The sequence below is a fragment of the Vibrio sp. genome, assembly GCF_038138445.1.
GTDB lineage: Bacteria > Pseudomonadota > Gammaproteobacteria > Enterobacterales > Vibrionaceae > Vibrio.
In genome coordinates, this window is the sequence record NZ_JAYQDQ010000070.1 from 1 (window position 1) to 21,625 (window position 21,625).

Annotated in this window: 22 protein-coding genes and 1 tRNA gene; 18 read left to right on the plus strand and 5 right to left on the minus strand. The window is 42.6% G+C overall.

Annotation, left to right across the window (positions count from 1 at the left end; genetic code table 11):
- The first annotated feature begins 350 nt into the window (after positions 1–350).
- The gene (locus AAFM34_RS15765; RefSeq protein WP_341664431.1) at positions 351–1,127 is read left to right on the plus strand and encodes a methyltransferase domain-containing protein; all 777 of its coding nucleotides are present in this window, start codon (positions 351–353) and stop codon (positions 1,125–1,127) included.
- 138 nt (positions 1,128–1,265) lie between these two features.
- Here AAFM34_RS15765 and AAFM34_RS15770 read toward each other — a convergent pair.
- Together AAFM34_RS15770 and AAFM34_RS15775 are read right to left on the minus strand one after the other, a co-directional pair.
- Positions 1,266–1,342: transfer RNA gene (locus AAFM34_RS15770), tRNA-Arg, on the minus strand.
- A gap of 52 nt (positions 1,343–1,394) precedes the next feature.
- Positions 1,395–2,528: a flagellar assembly protein FlgT gene (locus tag AAFM34_RS15775; protein ID WP_341664433.1), complete on the minus strand. Its 1,134-nt coding sequence runs from the start codon at positions 2,526–2,528 to the stop codon at positions 1,395–1,397.
- 165 nt (positions 2,529–2,693) lie between these two features.
- Here AAFM34_RS15775 and AAFM34_RS15780 point away from each other — a divergent pair, with 165 nt between their 5' ends.
- Positions 2,694–3,329 (plus strand): FlgO family outer membrane protein, encoded by a 636-nt coding sequence (locus tag AAFM34_RS15780; RefSeq protein WP_114786778.1) that lies wholly within the window; start codon positions 2,694–2,696, stop codon positions 3,327–3,329.
- A gap of 9 nt (positions 3,330–3,338) precedes the next feature.
- Positions 3,339–3,770: a flagellar assembly lipoprotein FlgP gene (gene flgP, locus AAFM34_RS15785; RefSeq protein WP_341664436.1), complete on the plus strand. Its 432-nt coding sequence runs from the start codon at positions 3,339–3,341 to the stop codon at positions 3,768–3,770.
- A gap of 64 nt (positions 3,771–3,834) precedes the next feature.
- On the opposite strand, the gene AAFM34_RS15790 is transcribed toward flgP, so the two are convergent.
- The 3 genes from AAFM34_RS15790 to flgA all read right to left on the minus strand — a co-directional run bounded on the left by AAFM34_RS15790 (position 3,835) and on the right by flgA (position 5,418).
- Positions 3,835–4,260 (minus strand): flagellar export chaperone FlgN, encoded by a 426-nt coding sequence (locus tag AAFM34_RS15790; protein ID WP_341664438.1) that lies wholly within the window; start codon positions 4,258–4,260, stop codon positions 3,835–3,837.
- Positions 4,261–4,272: 12 nt separating this feature from the next.
- A complete protein-coding gene (flgM, locus tag AAFM34_RS15795) occupies positions 4,273–4,590 on the minus strand; it encodes a flagellar biosynthesis anti-sigma factor FlgM (RefSeq protein ID WP_341664440.1) in 318 nt (105 codons plus the stop codon).
- A gap of 81 nt (positions 4,591–4,671) precedes the next feature.
- On the minus strand, positions 4,672–5,418 hold the full coding sequence (gene flgA, locus AAFM34_RS15800) for a flagellar basal body P-ring formation chaperone FlgA (protein ID WP_341664442.1): 747 nt from the start codon (positions 5,416–5,418) through the stop codon (positions 4,672–4,674).
- A gap of 76 nt (positions 5,419–5,494) precedes the next feature.
- Here flgA and AAFM34_RS15805 point away from each other — a divergent pair, with 76 nt between their 5' ends.
- The 15 genes from AAFM34_RS15805 to AAFM34_RS15875 all read left to right on the plus strand — a co-directional run bounded on the left by AAFM34_RS15805 (position 5,495) and on the right by AAFM34_RS15875 (position 21,443).
- On the plus strand, positions 5,495–6,421 hold the full coding sequence (locus AAFM34_RS15805; RefSeq protein WP_341664444.1) for a chemotaxis protein CheV: 927 nt from the start codon (positions 5,495–5,497) through the stop codon (positions 6,419–6,421).
- Positions 6,422–6,431: 10 nt separating this feature from the next.
- A complete protein-coding gene (locus tag AAFM34_RS15810; protein WP_341664446.1) occupies positions 6,432–7,259 on the plus strand; it encodes a protein-glutamate O-methyltransferase in 828 nt (275 codons plus the stop codon).
- A 219-nt stretch (positions 7,260–7,478) separates the two neighbouring features.
- Positions 7,479–7,874, plus strand: coding sequence for a flagellar basal body rod protein FlgB (gene flgB / locus AAFM34_RS15815; RefSeq protein WP_341664448.1), 396 nt, complete (start codon positions 7,479–7,481; stop codon positions 7,872–7,874).
- Positions 7,875–7,878: 4 nt separating this feature from the next.
- Positions 7,879–8,295 (plus strand): flagellar basal body rod protein FlgC, encoded by a 417-nt coding sequence (gene flgC, locus AAFM34_RS15820; RefSeq protein WP_114786786.1) that lies wholly within the window; start codon positions 7,879–7,881, stop codon positions 8,293–8,295.
- A 16-nt stretch (positions 8,296–8,311) separates the two neighbouring features.
- On the plus strand, positions 8,312–9,022 hold the full coding sequence (gene flgD, locus AAFM34_RS15825) for a flagellar hook assembly protein FlgD (RefSeq protein ID WP_341664450.1): 711 nt from the start codon (positions 8,312–8,314) through the stop codon (positions 9,020–9,022).
- Between the two features lie 27 nt (positions 9,023–9,049).
- The gene (gene flgE / locus AAFM34_RS15830; protein ID WP_341664452.1) at positions 9,050–10,354 is read left to right on the plus strand and encodes a flagellar hook protein FlgE; all 1,305 of its coding nucleotides are present in this window, start codon (positions 9,050–9,052) and stop codon (positions 10,352–10,354) included.
- A 208-nt stretch (positions 10,355–10,562) separates the two neighbouring features.
- Positions 10,563–11,312: a flagellar basal body rod protein FlgF gene (locus AAFM34_RS15835; protein WP_341664455.1), complete on the plus strand. Its 750-nt coding sequence runs from the start codon at positions 10,563–10,565 to the stop codon at positions 11,310–11,312.
- Positions 11,313–11,333: 21 nt separating this feature from the next.
- The gene (gene flgG / locus AAFM34_RS15840; RefSeq protein WP_114786790.1) at positions 11,334–12,122 is read left to right on the plus strand and encodes a flagellar basal-body rod protein FlgG; all 789 of its coding nucleotides are present in this window, start codon (positions 11,334–11,336) and stop codon (positions 12,120–12,122) included.
- A gap of 24 nt (positions 12,123–12,146) precedes the next feature.
- The gene (gene flgH, locus AAFM34_RS15845; protein WP_341664457.1) at positions 12,147–12,926 is read left to right on the plus strand and encodes a flagellar basal body L-ring protein FlgH; all 780 of its coding nucleotides are present in this window, start codon (positions 12,147–12,149) and stop codon (positions 12,924–12,926) included.
- 53 nt (positions 12,927–12,979) lie between these two features.
- Positions 12,980–14,071, plus strand: a complete 1,092-nt coding sequence (locus AAFM34_RS15850; RefSeq protein ID WP_341664459.1) for a flagellar basal body P-ring protein FlgI — start codon at positions 12,980–12,982, stop codon at positions 14,069–14,071.
- Between the two features lie 8 nt (positions 14,072–14,079).
- On the plus strand, positions 14,080–14,994 hold the full coding sequence (gene flgJ / locus AAFM34_RS15855) for a flagellar assembly peptidoglycan hydrolase FlgJ (protein WP_341664461.1): 915 nt from the start codon (positions 14,080–14,082) through the stop codon (positions 14,992–14,994).
- 227 nt (positions 14,995–15,221) lie between these two features.
- Positions 15,222–17,096 carry a flagellar hook-associated protein FlgK gene (gene flgK, locus AAFM34_RS15860; protein WP_341664463.1) on the plus strand — a complete coding sequence of 625 codons (1,875 nt, stop codon included), beginning with the start codon at positions 15,222–15,224 and terminating at the stop codon, positions 17,094–17,096.
- An 11-nt stretch (positions 17,097–17,107) separates the two neighbouring features.
- Complete coding sequence (gene flgL, locus AAFM34_RS15865) at positions 17,108–18,301, plus strand: flagellar hook-associated protein FlgL (RefSeq protein ID WP_341664465.1); 1,194 nt, start codon at positions 17,108–17,110, stop codon at positions 18,299–18,301.
- Positions 18,302–18,671: 370 nt separating this feature from the next.
- A complete protein-coding gene (locus tag AAFM34_RS15870; protein WP_341664467.1) occupies positions 18,672–19,817 on the plus strand; it encodes a flagellin in 1,146 nt (381 codons plus the stop codon).
- A 492-nt stretch (positions 19,818–20,309) separates the two neighbouring features.
- Positions 20,310–21,443, plus strand: a complete 1,134-nt coding sequence (locus tag AAFM34_RS15875) for a flagellin (RefSeq protein WP_341664469.1) — start codon at positions 20,310–20,312, stop codon at positions 21,441–21,443.
- Positions 21,444–21,625 lie beyond the last annotated feature (182 nt).

Sequence of the window (21,625 nt, forward strand, 5' to 3'; positions counted from 1 at the left end):
ACAATACCGAATTTAAAAGGAAATGATTAGATGGGGTTTACCGCCAGCTTACCATTCAACGGCTATGGGTAATTTTGTTAATAAGTATTTTAGTTGAATGTAGATGATTGGTGAAGGGCTTATTCGTCTTTCCTTACAGTGTTAAAGTGAAAAAAGTCACTTTTTTTTGAAAAAAACAGTAAATAATTGGATTTGATAGATTTTTTATCTTTGAATAACTGACAAGTTCTTTAGGTATTTTATTGAAATACGACTCTTTTTTCATGTTGTCTAAGTTGATGATTTTTTGAATTAAATGAGCTGGTGTATTTCTATCTAATTGATTTTTAAGTTTAATGTTGAGGTTTAGAGTGGATTATAATCGAGAGTATTATACCAACGGTATTGTTCAGCTTGATGCAGCCAAAGAATTAATACGGCTCATGCCCATGCAGGCAGATTCAGTGCTTGACATCGGTTGTGGGTCAGGGAAAGTATCTCATCTGATTTATGAGTATATTTTGCCCAACTTCATGTTAGCTATTGATAGCTCCTCTGAGATGATTAATCAAGCAAGACTCATACACCCAGATAGCAAGGTGGTATTTTCCCATCAAAAAATAGAGCAATTTGTATCTCATCATTTTTTTGACCTTATTACGTCTAACTCCTCGTTTCAGTGGTTTCAAGACTATGACGCTTCGATAAATGCGATTAAAAGTGCGCTTAATCCGAGCGGGGTGTTTGTCCTACAAACGCCTTACAAACAGGACTGGTGCCCACAAGTATCAATATTAATGAACGAGTTCTTCACTCGTTATTATCCAGATCTGGGGCAGCGTTTTACTCTTCCCTGCATGCATTTTGATTACCCTGAGCAATATGCTGATTTATTTGAATCAAAGAACTTCACTACAACTTCATTAACGACCCGAAACTTTGAGTATCGATTTACAGGTGATGATTTTAGGAAATTCTTTATGTCAGGGGCGTACAAAGTGTATACCCACGAGAAAAGCTACTCAGTTGCTATACCGGAGCGGTTTGCTGAGGATTTAGAGCGTTTTGTTATTGAAAAGTCGAGAAATCAGTGTGTTTTTGAAATTACTATTTCAAGGATGTTAGCGAGTTTTCGATCTACATTATGAGGGAGCTTTAGATGACCCAGCTAGGACAGAATTCCACTTATTTTAATTAAACTCGCCTTCACTGGTGTGGAGAACACAAAGTAGAGTATTTGCTAGGTTTCTAGTAGGCCAAAAATTATGACTTACATTGATTTGAGATGGCGCTCCCGACAGGATTCGAACCTGTGACCTATCCCTTAGGAGGGGATCGCGCTATCCAGCTGTGCCACGGGAGCGTATGGCCATCATACTATATTCTTTTACAATGTTAAGCTTTAACTTACTGATTTAAAGTAGCTTGTGCATAACGTCACCAATTTGAATGCTGCCAGCAAGTTCGGGCTGATCAACGGTCAGTTCTGCTTCATTCTCATAGACGCGAGATACCGTGAGAGTGATGTTTGACTCAGTCACCTTATTACGAGGCAGGCCTCTTTGGTCAATGAATGAACTTGTATGCCAAAGTTTGAGTTTATCGCCTTGGGTAACGCCATGTATTCTACCTAGGTCCATGGTTAGTACCTTATCCCATTTGGCAATAATTTCCGGCAATGTGATTTTACACGATACTTCCGACTCAAGATCCAGCATAATATTTTGACTGACTCTTAGCATCATATCTCCATATGTTGATGCCCAGAATCGCGCACTTTTGGTGTCTACTTGACTTGTTTTAGGGAAAGGCCACAGAGCAACTTCACGGTAGTTTTTGTTGTAAACTTCATTACCTGTCTTACCATCGAAAACCGTCATATCAAGTGCAAATTGACGGTTTATGATGTCGTCTCTTAGTAATTTTTGTTCTATCGTTGCGGTTAAATCAGTGATCACACCACCTATAATATATTGTGCTCCTGTGTCTTGGGCGATCATTTTTAATCGTTCAGGATTGCGTTTACTAATTTCATAATCCGTTGTACCCACAGAAACAAAGTTACTAGACTCTTGACTTAGTTGTCTGTTGATGACGGTGGCAAAATCATCACCGACGTTATAGATCTGCCCCATAACAGCTTGCTTTGGCGAAGCTAGATCGATATTACCGACTAAGAAGGTTTTTTTGTATTGGCTAAGATGGCAAGCTGTTGCCGATGGGTATATGTCTATTCGGGCTTTGACAAACATAACACCATTACGGACTCTTTGTTCATCAATTAAAATGTAGCGTATCTCGGTATTACTAAGTTGGTATTCTTTGCGTTTGCTTTCGAGTAGTGGCCTTATATTCGCAATACTGCCTATATCAGCTCCCGAGAAGCTAACTGCTTTGAATATAGCATCTTCTAATGCATGAATGCGGGCGACCTCTTCAGAAGCGACGACAGTTGCTTGACCTGTTACTTCATACCACCCTGCCGATACTAAACTTGGACAAAGTATTAGGTAAAAGGTTGAAACTATTTTTAAAAACGACTTTTTCATCTTAAATTTCCAAACTGGTTCACTTTTTGCATTCGTTTTGTTAGCTGATTTAGGTATTGCCGCTCTATGTAGTGACAGAGATAGAAAAGCAAAGAATGTTCCACTTTGGTATCTGAGATATAAGGTGGCACAGATAGAAGCCTAAAATGTATCGGAGATTATAATATGAAAAAGTGGCTAACGCTTGTGCCTGTGGTACTTCTTACCTCTTGTGCTTACGCACCTGTATACAACGGTAAGGAACCTTACCCAGGATCTCAATTTATGTTGATGGAGAGTCCGCGTCATACTCTTGACTTTTTCGTCGAAAGCATGACGGAAGACTTGATGGTCTCAAATACAAGTGTCTCTGCCCGGACACCTATTGCGGTTACATCATTTGTTGACTTGCAAAGCATGGATGCGACCAACTGGCTTGGCAATTCTGTTTCTGAAGGCTTTATTCACCAGTTTCAGCGAAGAGGGTTCAAAGTTGTCGACTACAAAACGACGGGATCGATTCAAGTGACCAGTCAAGGTGACTTTGCGTTTAGTCGTGACTGGAAGGACCTTGCCCAGGAGCAAGATATTCAATACGTTCTAACAGGTACAATGCTTCGCCAAGAGGGAGGCGTTTTAGTTAATGCCCGTGTGGTTGGTATGCAATCTCGAGTTGTGGTTGCAACGGCTCAAGGTTTTCTACCTGCGGACAGAATTGGCCGAGATCTAGACACGCTTAACAGTATCCGCGATGAAGATGGTGTTTTAATTCGCTCTGACCCTACAATAAGGCAGCCATATACCGTTATTCTTCGTCCATAGGGAGTTGTGATGAATAAAATTCTTTGTTTGGCCGTTATCCTTATGCTGGTGGGCTGTCAGCCCTTGCAAAATATGCGTGCCGATGATTGGCTTACTGCGGTTGGGTACGCCAATATCAGTGAGCAAAAGGGAAGAACTGACGAAGAACGTCAAGTTAGAGCAATGCGTGCTTCCAAAATAGATGCTTACCGTGAATTAGCTGAGCAAGTTTATGGTATGCGTGTTAGTGGTAGAGCGGATTTAAAAGATCAACGTCTCGGGACAGAGCTTACATCTGGTGCTGTTGACGGTGTTATTCGTGGTGCAGAGGTAGTACGCAGTTATAAAGTTGGCGATAGCTATGTCACAGAGTTACGTCTTGATATAAAGAAAATGGACAAGCTACGTGACTATGGTGAAGTACAAGTTGTGCCAGAAAAACGTCAGCAAACCCTCTTCTGATTTTTCTTTTCAACCTAATATATCGAGTGTGAAGCGGCAAAAAAACTGTCGCTTTAGAGTTGGATCACGCTTTGATGTTTGTACCTAATGTTGTTACATTTTTAGTTTGCCCATCAGCATTATAGGTCATTCCGAGTTTGCCCTGACTTTGCTGCATAAGGTTATTTAGTTTGTTGAAACTCATCTGTGCTCGCTGCAAAGCTTCGCCATTTATGATATTTGCTTGTTGACAGTCAGTGATAATGGTTCGAATTTTATCGACCAGAGTGCTCAAGTCCGGATCGGTTGCCAAGCTTCCTACATCTGGGTGCTGTCCAATTCGTTCGTCTGTTTGTTGCAGTTTGTTTATGAGGGATAACTTTTCAGTGGCTAATTGCTCTATGTCTTTTGCGGCTCGTGCAGTGATTGCTATTTTTTCTTTTTCGAGAACACTAGATAGCTCATTGGCACTTTGTAACTGAAAATCGATTAAACTGCTCAACGAAGCCATGATGAGATCTCACTATTCCAAACCACCAAGTTCTTGTTCGAACTTGATCATGTTATCTGCTAATTTTTGAGGGTCGACGCTATAAGAACCATTGGCAATAGCTTCCTTAATTGCGGCAACTTTCGCTTTGTCAAAGCTTGGTTGGTTAGCTAACTGTGAATGCATTTCACCAACGGCTTTACCCTGTTTACTAAGGGATACTGAGTCCTGAGCAACGTCTGATTTCTTTGAAGAATCAGAGGCAGCAGAGGTGCTACTTTCATTACGTGCAGTGCTCTTTGAAGACGTTGTAACCGTCTGCCCTGAGCGTATGTTATCAATACCTGCCATATATTTGAGCCTTTCATATTTGGAATCTTGTACTGTCGATATCGACCAAAGCAAATGAAACTTTAGGAAATTTTTGTGTATTCAAAAAATAACCGTAACTTCGGCAATCCCAGTTACTCTACCTTCAATTATACGGTTGGATTTGCTATTTTTCACTCTAATCTGCTCACCATGTGTACCATCTGTGAGTGCAGTGCCTTTAGTTGTGATGGTCATACCAGACTTTTGGGCTTTGATGGTCACGGTTTCATTGCGGCATACTACACAAATATCTTTGCTTTCTAGCACCTCCCCACTTCTGAGGTTTTTTTTGGTTTTAGCTCCAATAATGTCTTCAATATTTGAAAAGCCTTGTCGCCTTACACGTTGCAAGTCTACCATATTGATAGTGACGTCTTGAGCGGAGATTATTTGCCCCCGGCTGATCGGACCTGTAGTTGTAACTTGTGGACCTGTTCGAGTGAGCCTTACCGGAACATATAATTTCCAGTTCTCTTCGCTACACTCAACTAGCACAGTGATGTTACTTGCACTAGGGTTTGTAGAAGAAGAAGATGTTTTTAGTGGAGCAGGACAATCCGTAACAAAAATACGGCTGTCAATGTTCGCTGCCTGTGCCCGTAAGGTGCCACCTGTTGGCCAGTCTATATTAGTGAGAATATAGTTTTCTGCAGCTTCTTGAATAATGGAAGCCTGTTCAGGAGAGGCTGAAGTTGATGAAAAACTAAAGAAAAGGCATAAAAAAGCGATAGACTTGTAAAACTTTTTACAGAAAGCTCTACAATTACTTATGGAAAACGAGCATAAACGTAAATTATGGTATGTCATTCTGCTTCTCTGGTTTTCTTAGCCTTTTAGTAGACTATCATTTTATACCATGAAAGTTTGAAATGGAGATGGGCTTATGTCGGGTATTCTTGATTCGGTGAATCAGCGCACGCAACTCGTGGGTCAAAACCGATTGGAACTTTTAACATTTCGCTTGATGGGGCGCCAACGTTATGGCATTAACGTCTTCAAAGTAAAAGAAGTACTTCAGTGTCCGACATTAACGATAATGCCTAATCTGCACCATTTCGTCAAAGGTGTCGCCCATATTCGAGGACAAACAGTGTCTGTAATTGACATGAGCCTTGCTATTGGCGGGCGACCCACTGAAGATGTCGATAAAGCCTTTGTTGTTATTGCTGAGTTTAACCGAACCATTCAAGCGTTTTTGGTTGCTTCAGTAGAGCGCATAATTAACATGCATTGGGAAGCCATACTGCCTCCTCCTGATGGTTCAGGTAAAGGTAACTACCTTACAGCAGTGACAAACATTGATAATGAGCTTGTCGAGATACTTGATGTTGAAAAAATCTTGATGGAGATTGCACCCATTGATGAAACAATGGATGCAACAATTGGGGACGAAATCGCTCAAGTACAGTCGGAAAAAGAGGTCGTTCGACGTATACTTATAGCTGATGATTCTACCGTAGCCCGTAAACAGGTAGAACGTGCAGTCGTCTCCATTGGTTTTGAGGTTGTATCGGCCAAAGATGGCAAGGAAGCCTATGATAAATTGGTTGAGATGGCAGCCGAGGGCAGTATTTATGAACAAATTTCACTTGTCATTTCAGATATCGAGATGCCGGAAATGGATGGCTATACGTTGACAGCGGAAGTGCGACGCAATCCGGATCTGAAGGACTTGTATGTTATTCTTCACTCATCACTCAGTGGTGTTTTTAACCAAGCCATGGTTGAGCGTGTTGGTGCAAATGCCTTCATTGCGAAATTTAACCCTGATGAGCTTGGTAATGCGGTGAAAACTGCGCTTACTGATTAAAGAGAAATAAATGACAGCAATAACTATAAGCGATCAAGAATATCGTGATTTCAGCCGTTTCCTTGAGTCTCAATGTGGTATCGTGTTGGGTGACAGCAAGCAATATCTGGTGAGAAGCCGTCTAAGCCCCCTAGTTACCAAATTTAAGTTAAGTTCTTTGTCGGATTTGCTCAGTGACGTTGTTTCTGGACGCAACAGAGATCTTCGCTTAGCGGCTGTCGATGCCATGACAACCAATGAAACGTTGTGGTTCCGTGATACGTATCCTTTCGAAGTGCTGGCGAATAAACTTTTGCCTGAAGCCGCTGAGAATAAAAGACCTATCAAAATATGGTCTGCGGCAAGCTCCTCTGGACAAGAGCCGTATTCTATGGCTATGACGATTCTTGAGACGCAACAACGCAAGCCGGGCTTGTTACCTAATGTTTCGGTTACAGCAACAGATATATCTGCCAGCATGCTGGATATGTGTCGTGCTGGTATATACGATAACTTAGCTTTGGGTCGAGGCTTGTCTCCAGAGCGGCGTAAAAATTTCTTTGAAGATGCTGGTGACGGTCGGATGAAAGTCAAGGATAACGTTAAGCGTCTGGTCAATTTCCGCCCTCAAAACTTAATGGAGAGCTACTCGTTACTTGGGAAGTTTGACATCATTTTTTGTCGAAATGTGCTCATCTACTTTTCTCCAGAGATGAAATCCCAAGTATTAAACCAGATGGCAGCTAGTTTGAACCCTGGTGGACATTTATTATTAGGGGCGTCAGAGTCATTAACAGGTTTGACGGACTGCTTTGAAATGGTTCGGTGTAATCCGGGGATCATATATAAGCTTAAATAGAGCCAGACTTTGCATATAGAGCCCAGCATAGCGCTGGGCTCTATCCGTTTATAGGTAGCTAAGGGCAAAGCAATACTCAAGATTAGTTACTTATCTAGAAACTTGGTGTGCAAATTGCTCCTAATCTTGTTAGTAAAGAAATTAGGTTAAGATAAAAGTTGGTACACTAATTGCTTTTAAATCTAATAGTATCGGTCAGTTCTTTTTGTAGAGGTTAACATGGCTATATCTTTCAATAATGCACTAGGTATCCACCAATATACGGTTGGAGTACGCGCTCGCAATGCAGAGGTGATATCTACCAACATTGCTCAAGCCAACACACCAGGCTTTAAATCGAAGGGTATGGACTTTCAAAGAGCATTGCAGGCGGCAACATCAGGGGCAAGTATAGGGCTTAGTCGCACTGATGGTCGGCACATTCCTGCCTCCACGCAAGTAACTGGGGAAATGTTGTACCGACTTCCCACACAGCCAGATACAGGTGATGGAAATACGGTAGATGTTGATTTGGAGCGTAACTTGTTTATGCAAAATCAAATCAGACACCAAGCTTCACTGGATTTCTTGGGTAGCAAATTCAGGAACTTAACCAAGGCAATCAAAGGGGAGTAATTAGATGAGCTTATTTAATGTATTCAATGTAACAGGATCTGCCATGAGTGCTGAGTCTGTTCGTCTAAATACTACTTCGAGTAACTTGGCGAATGCCGACAGTGTCTCTAGCTCCGCTAAAGACACGTATAAAGCTCGTCATGCGGTGTTTGGGGCTGAACTAAGCAAAGCCAAGTACGGTCGTGAAGATACAGTGCCAGTGCAAGTCTTAGGTATTGTTGAAAGCAATAAGCCACTAGATGCCGAGTATAATCCTGAACATCCTTTAGCGAATGACGACGGTTTTATCTACAAACCTAATGTTAATGTGATGGAAGAAATGGCGAATATGATCTCTGCTTCTCGTTCATATCAAACGAACGTTCAAGTAGCGGATGCAAGTAAACAAATGCTGCTGCGTACGCTGCAGATGGGTCAATAAGGATAGGGGGTAACATATGGCCGGAGACATTAATAATGTTGGTCAAAGTGGCTTGTCCTATGTTGACCAGCTTAAACAGCTTCAAGACAAAAGCAAACCAGATGAGATAACAGGTAAGCAAGATCTAAAACAAGAAGACTTCTTATCTTTGCTCACTAAGCAGCTTTCACAGCAAGACCCGTTTAAACCGGTTAGCAATGACCAAATGATTGCGCAAATGGCGTCGTTCGCGACGGTAGATGGTATCGGTAAAATGAATAATCAGTTTGAAACGCTGAATTCTTCGATGACATCAAACCAAGCGCTTCAGGCATCATCACTTGTTGGGCGAGATGTACTTATCCCAGGCTCTACTGGAGTGAAAACTGGTGATGGTCAGATGGCTGCCATGGTTAAGCTCCCTCAAGCTGTCGATAGTTTGATGGTGCGAGTAGAAAACCAAATGGGGCAATTGATCCGAACGTTTGACGTCGGATCTAAACCAGGTGGTGACAGTCGTGTCGTTTGGGATGGTAAAGATCAAAACGGTAATCCATTGCCGGCTGGCAAATACAATGTGAAAGCATCGGGTTTGCTAGACGGGCAGGCGAAAGAGTTCGAAGTGTCGACTTACGCTAATGTGAATAGTGTCCTGCTTGGAAAAGGTGATGGAAACGTACTACTCAATCTGGCTGGCTTTGAATCGCCAGTTCGACTTGCTGAAGTACTAGAAGTTGGAAAGGCGTAGTTACGCTAGCTAGATAGGAGATTTGGAATGTCTTATGTTGCACTAAGCGGTTTATCCGCAGCTCAGTTAGATCTGAATACAACCAGTAATAACATTGCCAACGCCGCAACCTATGGCTTTAAAGAGTCTCGCGCGGAATTTGGGGATGTATATTCGAATTCACTGTTTACTCATGCGAAAACAACACCCGGCCAAGGTGTACAGGCAGCAAAAGTTGCCCAGCAGTTTCATGAGGGTTCAAGTATTTATACCAACAACCCTATGGATCTTAGGATCTCTGGTACAGGCTTTTTCTCTGTTGCTAAAGATCGCATGCAGCCATCTACAAACGAGCTGACAAGAAACGGATCGTTTCATTTAAACAAAAACAATTACATGGTCACAGCGAATGATGAGTTTTTGCTAGGTTATCAAGTTAATAAAGATACGGGCGATGTATTATCTTATGAAGCGACAGCTATCAATATTCCAAAAGAATTTGGTAAGCCTAAACAGACTGCAAACATTGAGGTTGGTTTTAACCTACCAGCAGGCGCTCCTTTAAAAGATCCCGCTTTGTTTGACATCACTGATCCTGAAACTTATAACCGCTCCACTTCTTCGTCTATCTATGACTCTATGGGGCAATCGTACAAGTTGACGTCATATTATCTTAAAGATGCCACTCAACCTAACACATGGCTGACCTACTATACGGTGACAGACTCTGATGGAGAAAAACCCATCAATATTGTAGGCGGTGATGCGACCTCGCCAACAGGACAAATTGGGCATACGCTTAAGTTCAACAATGATGGTACTTTGGCAAGTTTGAACAATGGTCAGGATATAGTCACTGAAGCTTTGGGGACAGGGGCGAACCCAGTGAATCTAAATGGTGCAGATGAAACCCAAATCTTAGCATTTGGCTTAAAAGACGCGACACAATTTGCCGCCCCATTTGAGTTAACCAAATTCGATGAAGATGGTGCGACAACTGGCTTTTTAACCAAGGTAGATTTTGATGAAAACGGCAGTGTCCTTGGTACCTATTCAAATGGTGAGAATATTATTTTAGGACGGGTTGCTTTGGTTCGTGTAGCTAATGAGCAAGGCCTGGATAAAAAAGGCAGCACTCAGTGGGATGCAACACAGTTTTCTGGCGATAAAATCTGGGGTGAGTCTAATAAAGGGTCATTTGGCAGTATCTCCAGTGGTACTTTGGAGCAATCTAATATCGATATGACTCAAGAATTGGTTGACTTGATAACGGCACAAAGAAACTTCCAAGCGAATTCTCGTTCTTTGGAAGTCCACAATCAAACTCAACAAAACATTCTACAGATTCGTTAATTTTTAAGAACTTTGATACATTAAGTATTAAAATTTACATCGAGCTGGTGGCAAACACCAGCTTAATTTTTTGCCACCTCCGGCAATTATATTCATCTCTGGCTTCTCTTCTCGTATCTACTAGTCCTAACCGCATAAGGTAAATACTCACTCAAACTTGGCTCGAAATTTGCTTCTATTAAATTAATTATGATTGTTGGAGCAAATTATGGATCGTGCACTGTTTCTTGCCATGAGCGGCGCTAAGCAGAATATGCAGGCAATGCAGCTTAGAGCTAACAACTTGGCAAATGTCAGCACAACAGGCTTTAGGGCAGACCTAGCGCAAGCTCGCTCCATGCAAGCGTATGGTGAAGGTATGCCTAGCCGAGTATTTAGTATGACAGAACGTCCAGGGCATAACTTTCAGCAAGGTAGTGTTATCACTACGGGTCGAGATTTAGATGTGACTATCCAGGACCAAGGTTGGATTGCCGTTCTAGACAGTATGGGTAAAGAAGGGTTGACCCGAAACGGCAATCTTAATATAGATGTTAATGGTTTACTTACTACTGGAGGCGGCAATTTGGTATTGGGAGAGACAGGCGCCCCTATAACTGTCCCTATTCCAGTGAGCAAAATTGAAGTGGGCAGTGATGGTACGATTTCTGTTGTCCCTCAAGGAGCCCCGGCAGACGCCATTGAAATTGTTGATCGCATTAAGTTAACCAGTACAAATAATCGGTCCTTGTACAAAGATGTTAATGGCGTATTTCGCTCCAAAGATCAAAACGCTGAATATGAGGTAGATGGCAATGTGAAGTTGCTTACCGGAGCGCTGGAAGGCAGTAATGTTAATGCAATCGGGGAAATGACCAATCTTATTGATCTTCAGCGTCAGTTTGAAATGCAGGTCAAAATGATGAGTACAGCTGAAGATATGGACAAAGCTTCAAACTCTTTGCTTCGTATGAGTTAACCAAAGGATTAGGAGAAAGGTATGCATCCGGCACTATGGGTAAGTAAGACTGGCTTAGATGCTCAGCAAACCAATATACAGACTATTTCAAACAACTTGGCAAACGCTTCTACGGTTGGGTATAAGAAAAGTCGAGCTGTGTTTGAAGATTTGTTTTATCAAAATATCAATCAGCCAGGGGGGCAATCTTCGCAAAATACTGAGCTACCAAGTGGTTTAATGTTAGGCGCAGGCTCCAAAGTGGTTGCTACGCAAAAAGTACATACACAGGGAAACACACAAACGACCAATAATAGTTTGGATATGATGATTGAAGGTGATGGCTTTTTCCAGATTTTGATGCCAGATGGCAACATAGGATATAGCCGTAATGGTCAGTTTACCGTCAATGATGAAGGTGTCATTGTAACCTCTGGAGCGGGTTATCCTCTGGAACCTGAGATTGCCATACCAGAGGATGCCATCAGTATAACGGTGGGAACCGATGGTGAGGTGTCAGTTCGTATCCGAGGACAGCAAGACAACCAAGTGTTGGGGCAAATAACAACCGTTGATTTCATTAACCCTGGCGGCCTTGAGCCCATCGGACAGAACTTGTATCTGCCAACTGGGGCGAGTGGCGATCCGCAAGAGGGCGTACCAGGATTTGATGGTTTTGGTGACCTTCGCCAGTCCATGCTCGAAACCTCGAATGTCAATGTCACAGAGGAACTGGTTAACATGATTGAAGCGCAGCGCGTCTATGAAATGAACTCTAAAGTCATTTCAGCCGTGGATAAAATGATGAGCTTTGTTAATCAGCAATTGTAATTATGGGGCAATAGGAAACTTATTATGAGCCGTATACTGACGATTATTATATTTGCCTTATTATCAGGCTGTTCAATGTTACAGCCCCCTGTAGAGACTTCTGACATTGTTCAGGGGACAACGACAGTGGATGCGGTTGAAGGTGACAAATCAGAGGATGAAAGCTCAGGCATTATTGATACGTTACGTGGTCGAACGGATCCTGTCGCAGGCGATCCAGCATGGGCGCCTATCCATCCTAAACATCAACCAGAGCACTATGCGGCAGAAACAGGGTCTTTGTTTAATATTTCCCATACATCTAGCCTATACGATGATTCTAAGCCTAGAGATATTGGTGATATTATCACTGTCACCTTAGATGAGAATACCAAAGCGGCAAAACGTGCTGACGCAGACCTGTCGAAGAATAATGATGCTTCAATGGACCCACTCGAAGTTGGTGGTGAACAACTTAATATTGGCGATTACAACTTTTCCTATAACTTGAGTAATGACAATTCATTTAGCGGTAGTGCTGCGGCGAATCAAAGTAACAGTATTTCAGGTTCGATTACTGTGGAAGTAATTGAAGTACTGGCCAATGGTAACTTGGTCATCAGAGGCGAAAAGTGGCTTTCACTCAATACGGGTGATGAATACATTAGACTTAGTGGTACCATAAGGCCTGATGACATTTCTCGTGAAAACACCATAGCATCAAATCGCATTTCTAACGCTCGAATCCAATATTCGGGTACGGGTACCCAGCAAGATATGCAAGAACCTGGATTCTTGGCACGATTCTTTAATGTTGCTTTGTAAAGCTCTCTAATGTCGACGTTTTGGCGCTAAGGTATCGAGTGAAAGGTAATCTGATGAAAATATTATTACTACTAATAACGAGTATCACAATGGTTGCAACGCAAGTCAGTGCTGCGAGAATCAAAGATATTTCTCAAGTAGCTGGCGTGCGAGCAAACCAATTGGTTGGATACGGATTAGTGACCGGATTACCTGGGACGGGTGAATCTACTCCTTTTACAGACCAAAGCTTTAATGCCATGTTGGAGAATTTTGGTATCCAGCTTCCTGCGGGAACAAAACCTAAATCCAAAAATGTTGCAGCTGTGATTGTTACCGCGGAACTCGCCGCATTTTCGAAGCAGGGGCAAACGATTGATGTCACAGTAACTTCTATTGGCGCTGCCAAAAGTTTGCGTGGAGGAACACTCATGCAAACCATGCTTAAAGGGCTGGATGGGCAAGTTTATGCCGTTGCCCAAGGGAATCTAGTTGTTAGTGGGTTTAGTGCAACAGGTGCAGATGGTTCCAAAATTGTCGGTAACAATCCAACGGCAGGTATGATATCAAATGGTGCCATCGTAGAGCGGGAAATACCTTCTCCATTTGGCCGTGGTGACTATATCACCTTTAACTTACTCGAATCAGACTTTACCACCGCGCAGCGTATGGCTGACGCCGTTAATAATTTCTTGGGCCCTCAAATGGCACAAGCCATTGACGCTACATCCGTCAAAGTACGTGCCCCTCGAGATGTATCACAGCGAGTTTCATTTCTTTCCGCGATCGAGAACCTAGAGTTCGACCCTGCCGAAGGTTCAGCCAAAATTATAGTGAATTCTCGTACTGGCACTATAGTGGTCGGTAAACATGTCCGCTTAAAACCTGCTGCAGTCACCCATGGTGGAATGACGGTTGCGATAAAAGAGAATCTTAATGTCAGTCAGCCCAATGCATTTGGTGGTGGAGAGACAGTCGTTACGCCTGACACAGACATCGAAGTGACCGAAAAGCAAGGGAAGATGTTCAAGTTTGAACCTGGTTTAACACTCGACGACCTTGTGCGCGCAGTCAATGAGGTTGGCGCTGCACCATCTGACTTAATGGCTATTTTACAAGCATTGAAGCAGGCCGGTGCCATTGAAGGTCAACTGATCGTTATTTAGGAGTCGTTATGATTAATAATGGTAAGGATATTGGATTTATCCATGATATTGCGAACCTTGATAAACTTCGTCAAAAAGCGGTTGATGGTGATGAAAATAGCGAAAAAGAAGCATTAAGTGCTGCAGCCAAGCAGTTTGAGTCGATTTTTACTACCATGCTGCTTAAGTCAATGAGAGACGCTAACTCGACTTTTGAATCTGGTTTAATGGACAGTCAAAATCAACAGTTCTATCGTCAAATGATGGATGAACAAATGGCCAGTGAGCTTAGTTCATCGGGTTCTCTTGGCTTAGCTGATATGATTGTCGCGCAGTTGTCTTCAGGTTCGGTTGAAAATCCCAACGCTAGGGCTCGTGAAGTCAATTTCGAGGCTATGATGAGTAAGATTGATAGCATTCGCCAGCCTAAGCAGGATTTAAGTACTGCACCAATAGAGCGTGCAGAGTTAGCAAGTTCGCAGCCGTTCGATTCTCCTAAATCCTTTGTGACCACCATGAAGCCCTATGCTGAAAGGGCCGCTCGAGCACTAGGGGTCGACTCTTCTCTGATATTGGCTCAGGCTGCTCTTGAAACAGGCTGGGGGAAAAAAGTCATTGCTAATACTCGTGGAAGTAGTCATAACTTATTTAACATTAAAGCTGATAAAAGATGGACCGGCGATAAAGTCGCCACTCAAACGCTTGAATATCACCAAGGTATTCCTGTGAAAGAAAGCGCGGCATTTAGGTCATACTCGACTTTTGAAGATAGCTTTAATGATTATGTTCGATTTTTGAATGAAAACCCTCGATATAATTCAGCCTTGCATCACAAAGGAAATAATGAGGAGTTTATTAAAGGAATCCATCAGGCGGGTTATGCCACAGACCCAGAATATGCTGATAAAGTATTGAAAGTTAAAGCTCAAATAGAGCAAATGTAAGGTTTTATCCAGAATAGAAATACTCACTCTAAAGGCGGGAAAAAGCGGTTATTTTTGATCCCAACTTAATAGATATAAACGATAATGTTCCCGCATCCCGCATCCCGCATCCCGCATCCCGCATCCCGCATCCCGCATCCCGCATCCCGTCACTTGGCACGTATATTGCTGAAGAATTAATTAAGATATTCAGTTGTACTGCTTTTTAAGGTTTTATTGGGGGCGACATGGCATCTGATCTACTGAACCTTGGTGCGCAAAGTGTACTTACGGCTCAGAGACAACTTAACACCACTGGACACAATATCTCTAATGTTAATACAAAGGGTTATAATCGCCAGTCGGTCATACAAGGCACGAACATGCCACATCAATACGGTGGGGAAACCTATGGTATGGGTGTTCATGTGGATAAAGTTCGCCGCTCTTGGGATCAATTTGCCGTTAATGAACTGAATCTCTCCACCACCAACCATGCTAATAGAGTTGATGATGAAGAAAACCTAGAAATGTTGTCTAGCATGCTAGACTCAGTAGCTTCGAAAAAAATACCTGAAAATCTCAATGAGTGGTTTGATGCTGTTAAATCACTAGCCGACAGTCCTAATGATGTGGGTGCTCGTAAAGTAGTACTAGAAAAAGCCGATCTTATTACTCAAAATCTCAATGACTTTCACGAGACAGTGCGTTTGCAGTCAGATATCGCGAACAAAAAGCTGGATCTCGCAATTGAGCGTGTGAACCAATTAGCCATAGAGATAAGGGATATGCATCGCTTGATGATGCGAACTCCTGGTCCACACAACGATCTTATGGATACACACGAAAAGCTGATAGCAGAGCTTTCTGAATATACAAAAGTGACTGTGACACCGAGAAAAAATGCTGAAGGGTTTAACGTTCATATAGGTAATGGTCACACCTTAGTGTCTGGCACAGAAGCAAGTCAGCTTACGATGATTGATGGCTATCCTGATGTGCATCAGCACAGGTTAGCCATGATAGAAGGGAAAGGCCTTAAAGCAATCACTACAAGAGATATTGATGGTAAAATTGGCGCCATGCTATCAATGCGTGATGAGAAAATTCCTTACTTGATGGATGAATTGGGAAGGATGACGACGGCTTTTTCTCATGATATTAACCAACTTCAATCTCAAGGCTTGGACTTACGAGGCAATATTGGTGGTTTGATGTTTACTGATGTCAACTCACAAGTTGTTGCTAAATCTCGTGTAGTCACAGCATCAAACTCTGCAGCAGACATCGAAGTATATATTGAAGATCTTAGCCGTTTAATTGGAGGGGAATACTCGCTTCAATATACAGATGGTGACTACTACATTACACGTCCAAATGGACAGCAATCCATAGTTCCTATCATAGGTGACTCAATTTCTATAGATGGTATTCGGATTGATATAAAAAATGGTCTTCAAGCTGGTGAGAGGGTACTAATTAGGCCGACTCGCAACGCGGCAGCGCAGATTAAGATGGAGACTAATGATCCTTCGGAAATCGCAGCACAAAGCTATGAAGCATCCACTACCTTTGCCCAAGGCAGTGCCGAATTTTTCATCGTTAATGCCGGTGATTTACGCGAATTTGAGGTAATTATCTCACCTAATGGCCAGCAGTTCGCAGTTACTGATACGGACGGAAATATTCTATTAGCACCTCAGCCTTACCCACCATCAGGTCCAGTCACTGTATTAGGCACCTCGTTTGCAATTACACCGGGCGCATTGCCTAATGATAAGTTTACGGCAAACCTTGTCCCTTCTGAAGGTGATAATGGTAACTTGCTGAATATGCAGGACATTCAGACTAAGAAGCATTTGAATGATGGCGAATCTACCGTATTAGACCTTTATCATAACCTTAATACGGATGTTGGGCTGCAAATGTCTACCGCTTCACGCCTTACCGATGTGTCTCGATTAGAGAAAGAGACGGCGCAAGAACGCATAGCCACTATTTCGGGTGTGAATCTTGATGAAGAGGCGGCCAATATGATGAAATTTCAGCAAATATACATGGCTTCTTCCCGTATCATGCAGGCTTCTAATGATACTTTTAACGCCATCTTGGCATTGAGATAGGAGGCTGACAGATGATGACTCGAATTTCTAGCTTCCATAACTATGAGGCCGTACAGAATGATATCCGTCGCCAAGAGTCCAAAATACATCATAATCAAGCCCAACTAGCGTCGGGTAAGAAGTTATTAACGGCAAGTGATGAACCACTGGCGACTCATTACATTCAAAACATCGGCCAACAGAATGAGCAACTACGTCAGTTTACGGATGCCATTGTCCTAAGTCGAAATCGCCTTGAGCATCACGAAGTGATTATTGCAAACGCTGAACAATATGCTGATGAAGCCAAGCGTACCGTCATGGAAATGATCAATGGTTCTTTGGCTCCTGAAGATCGGCTTGCCAAACGACGCGAGTTGCAGGAACTGGCGAATAACTTTTTAAACTTATCTAACGTACAAGATGAAATCGGTAACTATATCTTTGCAGGAACTAAACCTAAACACCAACCATTCTTTCGTGATAGAGATGGAAATATTTCTTACGCGGGTGATGATTACCAACGCAAGATGAAGGTTTCGAATAGCTTAGAAATTCCTATAAATGACCCTGGTAGCAAACTCTTTATGGAGATTGATAATCCATTGGGCGACTTCGAGCCAGAATATGAGTTAAATGAAGCCTCTGAACTGTTACTAGAGCGAGCGACCAATTTTAATAGAGATGATCAGTCAGTCTATAAAGTAACCTTTGTCGATATGCCTGATGGAAATTTTGGCTATCAACTTGAGCGCGACGGAGCTGTGGTCAGCGCGGATACATTTAACCCTTCGACCGGTGTGAAATTTGAAGATATCACCATACAAATAAAGGGACAAATTACAAAGGGTGATGCAATAACACTAGTTCCGAGAGAAACCTACAGTCTCTTTGATACCTTCAAGAAAGCAATGTTGCTATCGGAAGGCTCTGTCTCTGATGCATCGAATACGGCGAAGTTACACCAAGTTACCGAAGAATTTCATGCTGGATTTATTCATCTTAATGAGGCAAGGACAGATGTAGGGGCTCGCTTGAGTACTTTAGATATTCAAGAAGAGCAGCACGAAGATTTTAAACTTACGTTGGCCAAATCGAAGAGTACTTTTGAGGATCTAGATTACGCTGATGCCGTCATTGAGTTTAATGAAAACTCTAGAGCGCTTCAGGCATCTCATAAAGCCTTCGGAAAAACAAAAGAATTAACACTTTTTAACTATATCTAGCTTTACTGCCATACGAGCTTTGCCGTATGTGCGAAGTAAGATATTACTTCTTGGCCAGAACATTGTTGAAAGCAGTGGCAACCAAGTGGCAAAGAAGCGGCAAGAAGGTTGCCGCAGGGGGTTATCGGCAAACCTCGTTAGGAAATTACCTATATGACATACCGATAACATATTGAAAAGTTTTGGAAAAATCATTTTTCTATTGATTGTTTAAAGTTGGCACACTACTTGTATTCTTGTAAGCAAGAGTTTAACTAGCAGGTTTTAAGTGGGTGTTGCCTACTTAGCAAGTCATCTACGGTCAGTGCTTCCAACTGAGATTAAGCTGGCCGCTTCGCAAGTACTTGCGAACTCAATAGGAGAGCAGACTATGACCATTAATGTAAATACTAACGTGTCGGCGATGACAGCCCAGCGTTACTTAACTAAGTCGACGAATGACTTGAACACCTCGATGGAAAGACTTTCATCTGGGCACAGAATCAACAGTGCGAAAGACGATGCGGCCGGTTTACAAATATCTAACCGTTTGACAGCACAAAGTCGCGGCCTTGATGTAGCAATGCGTAACGCTAATGATGGTATTTCGATTGCACAGACTGCAGAAGGTGCCATGAACGAGTCAACCATTGTTCTGCAGCGAATTCGTGACTTGTCACTCCAATCGGCAAATGGTACTAACTCTCTTTCTGAGCGAGTGGCTCTAAATGAAGAAGTAGTCGCACTGCAAGATGAATTAAACCGTATTGCCGAAACCACATCTTTCGGTGGACGTAAGCTTTTGAATGGATCATTTGGAGAATCAGCTTTCCAAATAGGGGCAAGTTCTGGTGAAGCCATTATTATGGGTCTAACCAGTATCCGTGCTGATGAGCCTCGAATGGGAGGCCAGTCATTCATTGCAGACCCATTGAAAGGTAAAGACAAAAATTGGGGTGTGCCAGCTACGGCAAGAGATATCAAGTTTGAGTTTACAACCAAAGCTGGTGAGGCCATTACCGTAGATATTCTTGCTAAAGAAGGCGATGACATCGAAGAACTGGCTACTTATATCAATGGCCAAACAGACAAAATAAGCGCTTCGGTTGACCAAGATGGGCGTCTGCAGGTTTTTGTTGCTGAGCCCCACATTGAAGGTAACTTAAATATTTCTGGTGGCCTTGCTACTGAAGTTGGTTTAAATGGTGGCCCAGGCGAGTTGACCACAGTTAGAAATATTGATGTTACAACAGCTGGTGGCGCGCAAAATGCGGTAGGAATTGTTGATGCGGCGCTTAGATACATTGACTCTCAACGTGCTGACTTGGGCGCGAAGCAAAACCGACTAAGCCATAGCATTAATAACTTAGCCAATATTCAAGAAAACGTAGCGGCATCAAATAGCCGAATCAAAGATACTGATTTTGCTAAGGAAACAACCGCGTTAACCAAAGCACAAATATTGCAACAGGCAGGTACGTCAATACTTGCTCAAGCAAAACAGTTGCCAAACTCTGCAATCTCGTTATTGCAGTAGTAGTGAATATCTTCATTAGCAGTATCCAGACGTGGATTAGTGAAGATGTTCCGGCAAGCATGGACTTTTTAAGTATTAAGAGCTCTCTCACACTCGCTCTATTCACTTAAAGTCTATGCATACGGAAGCCAGGCTGTGATCATTTCTCTCGATCTCCACAATGGCAACCACAATAGCCCCAGTTCTCTCAAAGGAAAAGGGGCTTTTCTTTTTATGTCAGTAGCTTACCTTAAACTTTCTGGATAGATTGCACAGTAGCGTTTCTTCCCCTACCGACCAATAGCGTCAAATCTTTAGCTCAAGATTCAATATTTGCAAGCCCGATCAACCTATTTATGTTTTCCTAGGCCACATAAAGGAATTTTATATTTTGTTCTAAAGTAAATTATTTCTGCGTCGTTAATAAGGGTACTTTGAGAGAACTTGGTTTACCGAGACGTCGGAAACCTTTCGAAACTTCCGATCTACGGAAAATCAATAGGAGTAACCACTATGGCGGTTAATGTAAACACTAACGTTGCGGCTATGACGGCACAACGCTATTTGAATAGCGCGTCGGCTGCCCAACAAACCTCGATGGAGCGATTGTCCTCAGGGTTTAAAATTAACAGTGCTAAGGATGACGCAGCTGGTATGCAGATTTCGAATCGCTTGGCTTCCCAAAGTAGAGGGCTTGATGTGGCGGTACGAAATGCCAATGACGGTATATCCATTACACAAACAGCTGAAGGTGCAATGAATGAAACGACCAACATTCTGCAGCGAATGCGAGATCTTTCTCTCCAATCAGCTAACGGTTCAAACTCTAAATCTGAACGGATCGCTTTGCAAGAGGAGGTGACAGCACTGAATGATGAATTGAACCGTATTGCGGAGACAACATCTTTTGGTGGTAACAAACTACTCAATGGTACTTATGCAACTCGATCTTTTCAAATTGGTGCCGACAACGGTGAAGCAGTGATGCTAACGCTAGAAAACCTACGTAGTGATAATAGGATGATGGGCGGTAGTATGTATGTGGCGGCTGAAGCGAAGGATAAAGATTGGGGAGTTGATGCTGCGGCCAATGAGCTGACCATTGCTTTCAATGACGTCTTTGGTGAAGCTCAAACCATTACCATTAATGCTAAAGAAGGTGATGATATTGAGGAATTGGCAACCTATATCAATGGTCAAAATGATATGGTTAAAGCCTCGGTTGGGGATGATGGTAATATCCAGATATTCGCTGGAAACAATAAAGTGGATGGTGATCTGACATTTGGTGGCTCATTAGCTGGTGAACTCAACTTTGGTGCCGCTGAAGCAGTAACGGTTGATACCGTGGATATTACCTCAGTAGCTGGTGCCCAAGAAGCGGTGGCGATTGTTGATACTGCATTGCAGTTTGTCGATAGTCACCGAGCTGAACTTGGTGCATTCCAAAACCGTTTCAGTCATGCGATCAGTAACTTAGATAACATTAACGAAAATGTAAATGCATCTAAGAGCCGGATCAAAGACACAGATTTTGCCAAAGAAACTACTGCATTAACTAAATCTCAGATCCTTACTCAGGCATCGAGTTCTGTTCTTGCACAGGCAAAGCAAGCGCCCAACTCAGCGTTGGGGCTTCTAGGCTAAGAAAGTGATGTATTAGCAAATAGAAAGTCATGACTTTAAATAAAAATCCAGCGATTGCTGGATTTTTTATCTCTTGGTATCAGTCACTTAGTACAGAATTACGTATAAAATCAAAGGGATAAGAGAAAATGGTGGCTACGACGGGATTTGAACCTGTGACCCCATCATTATGAGTGATGTGC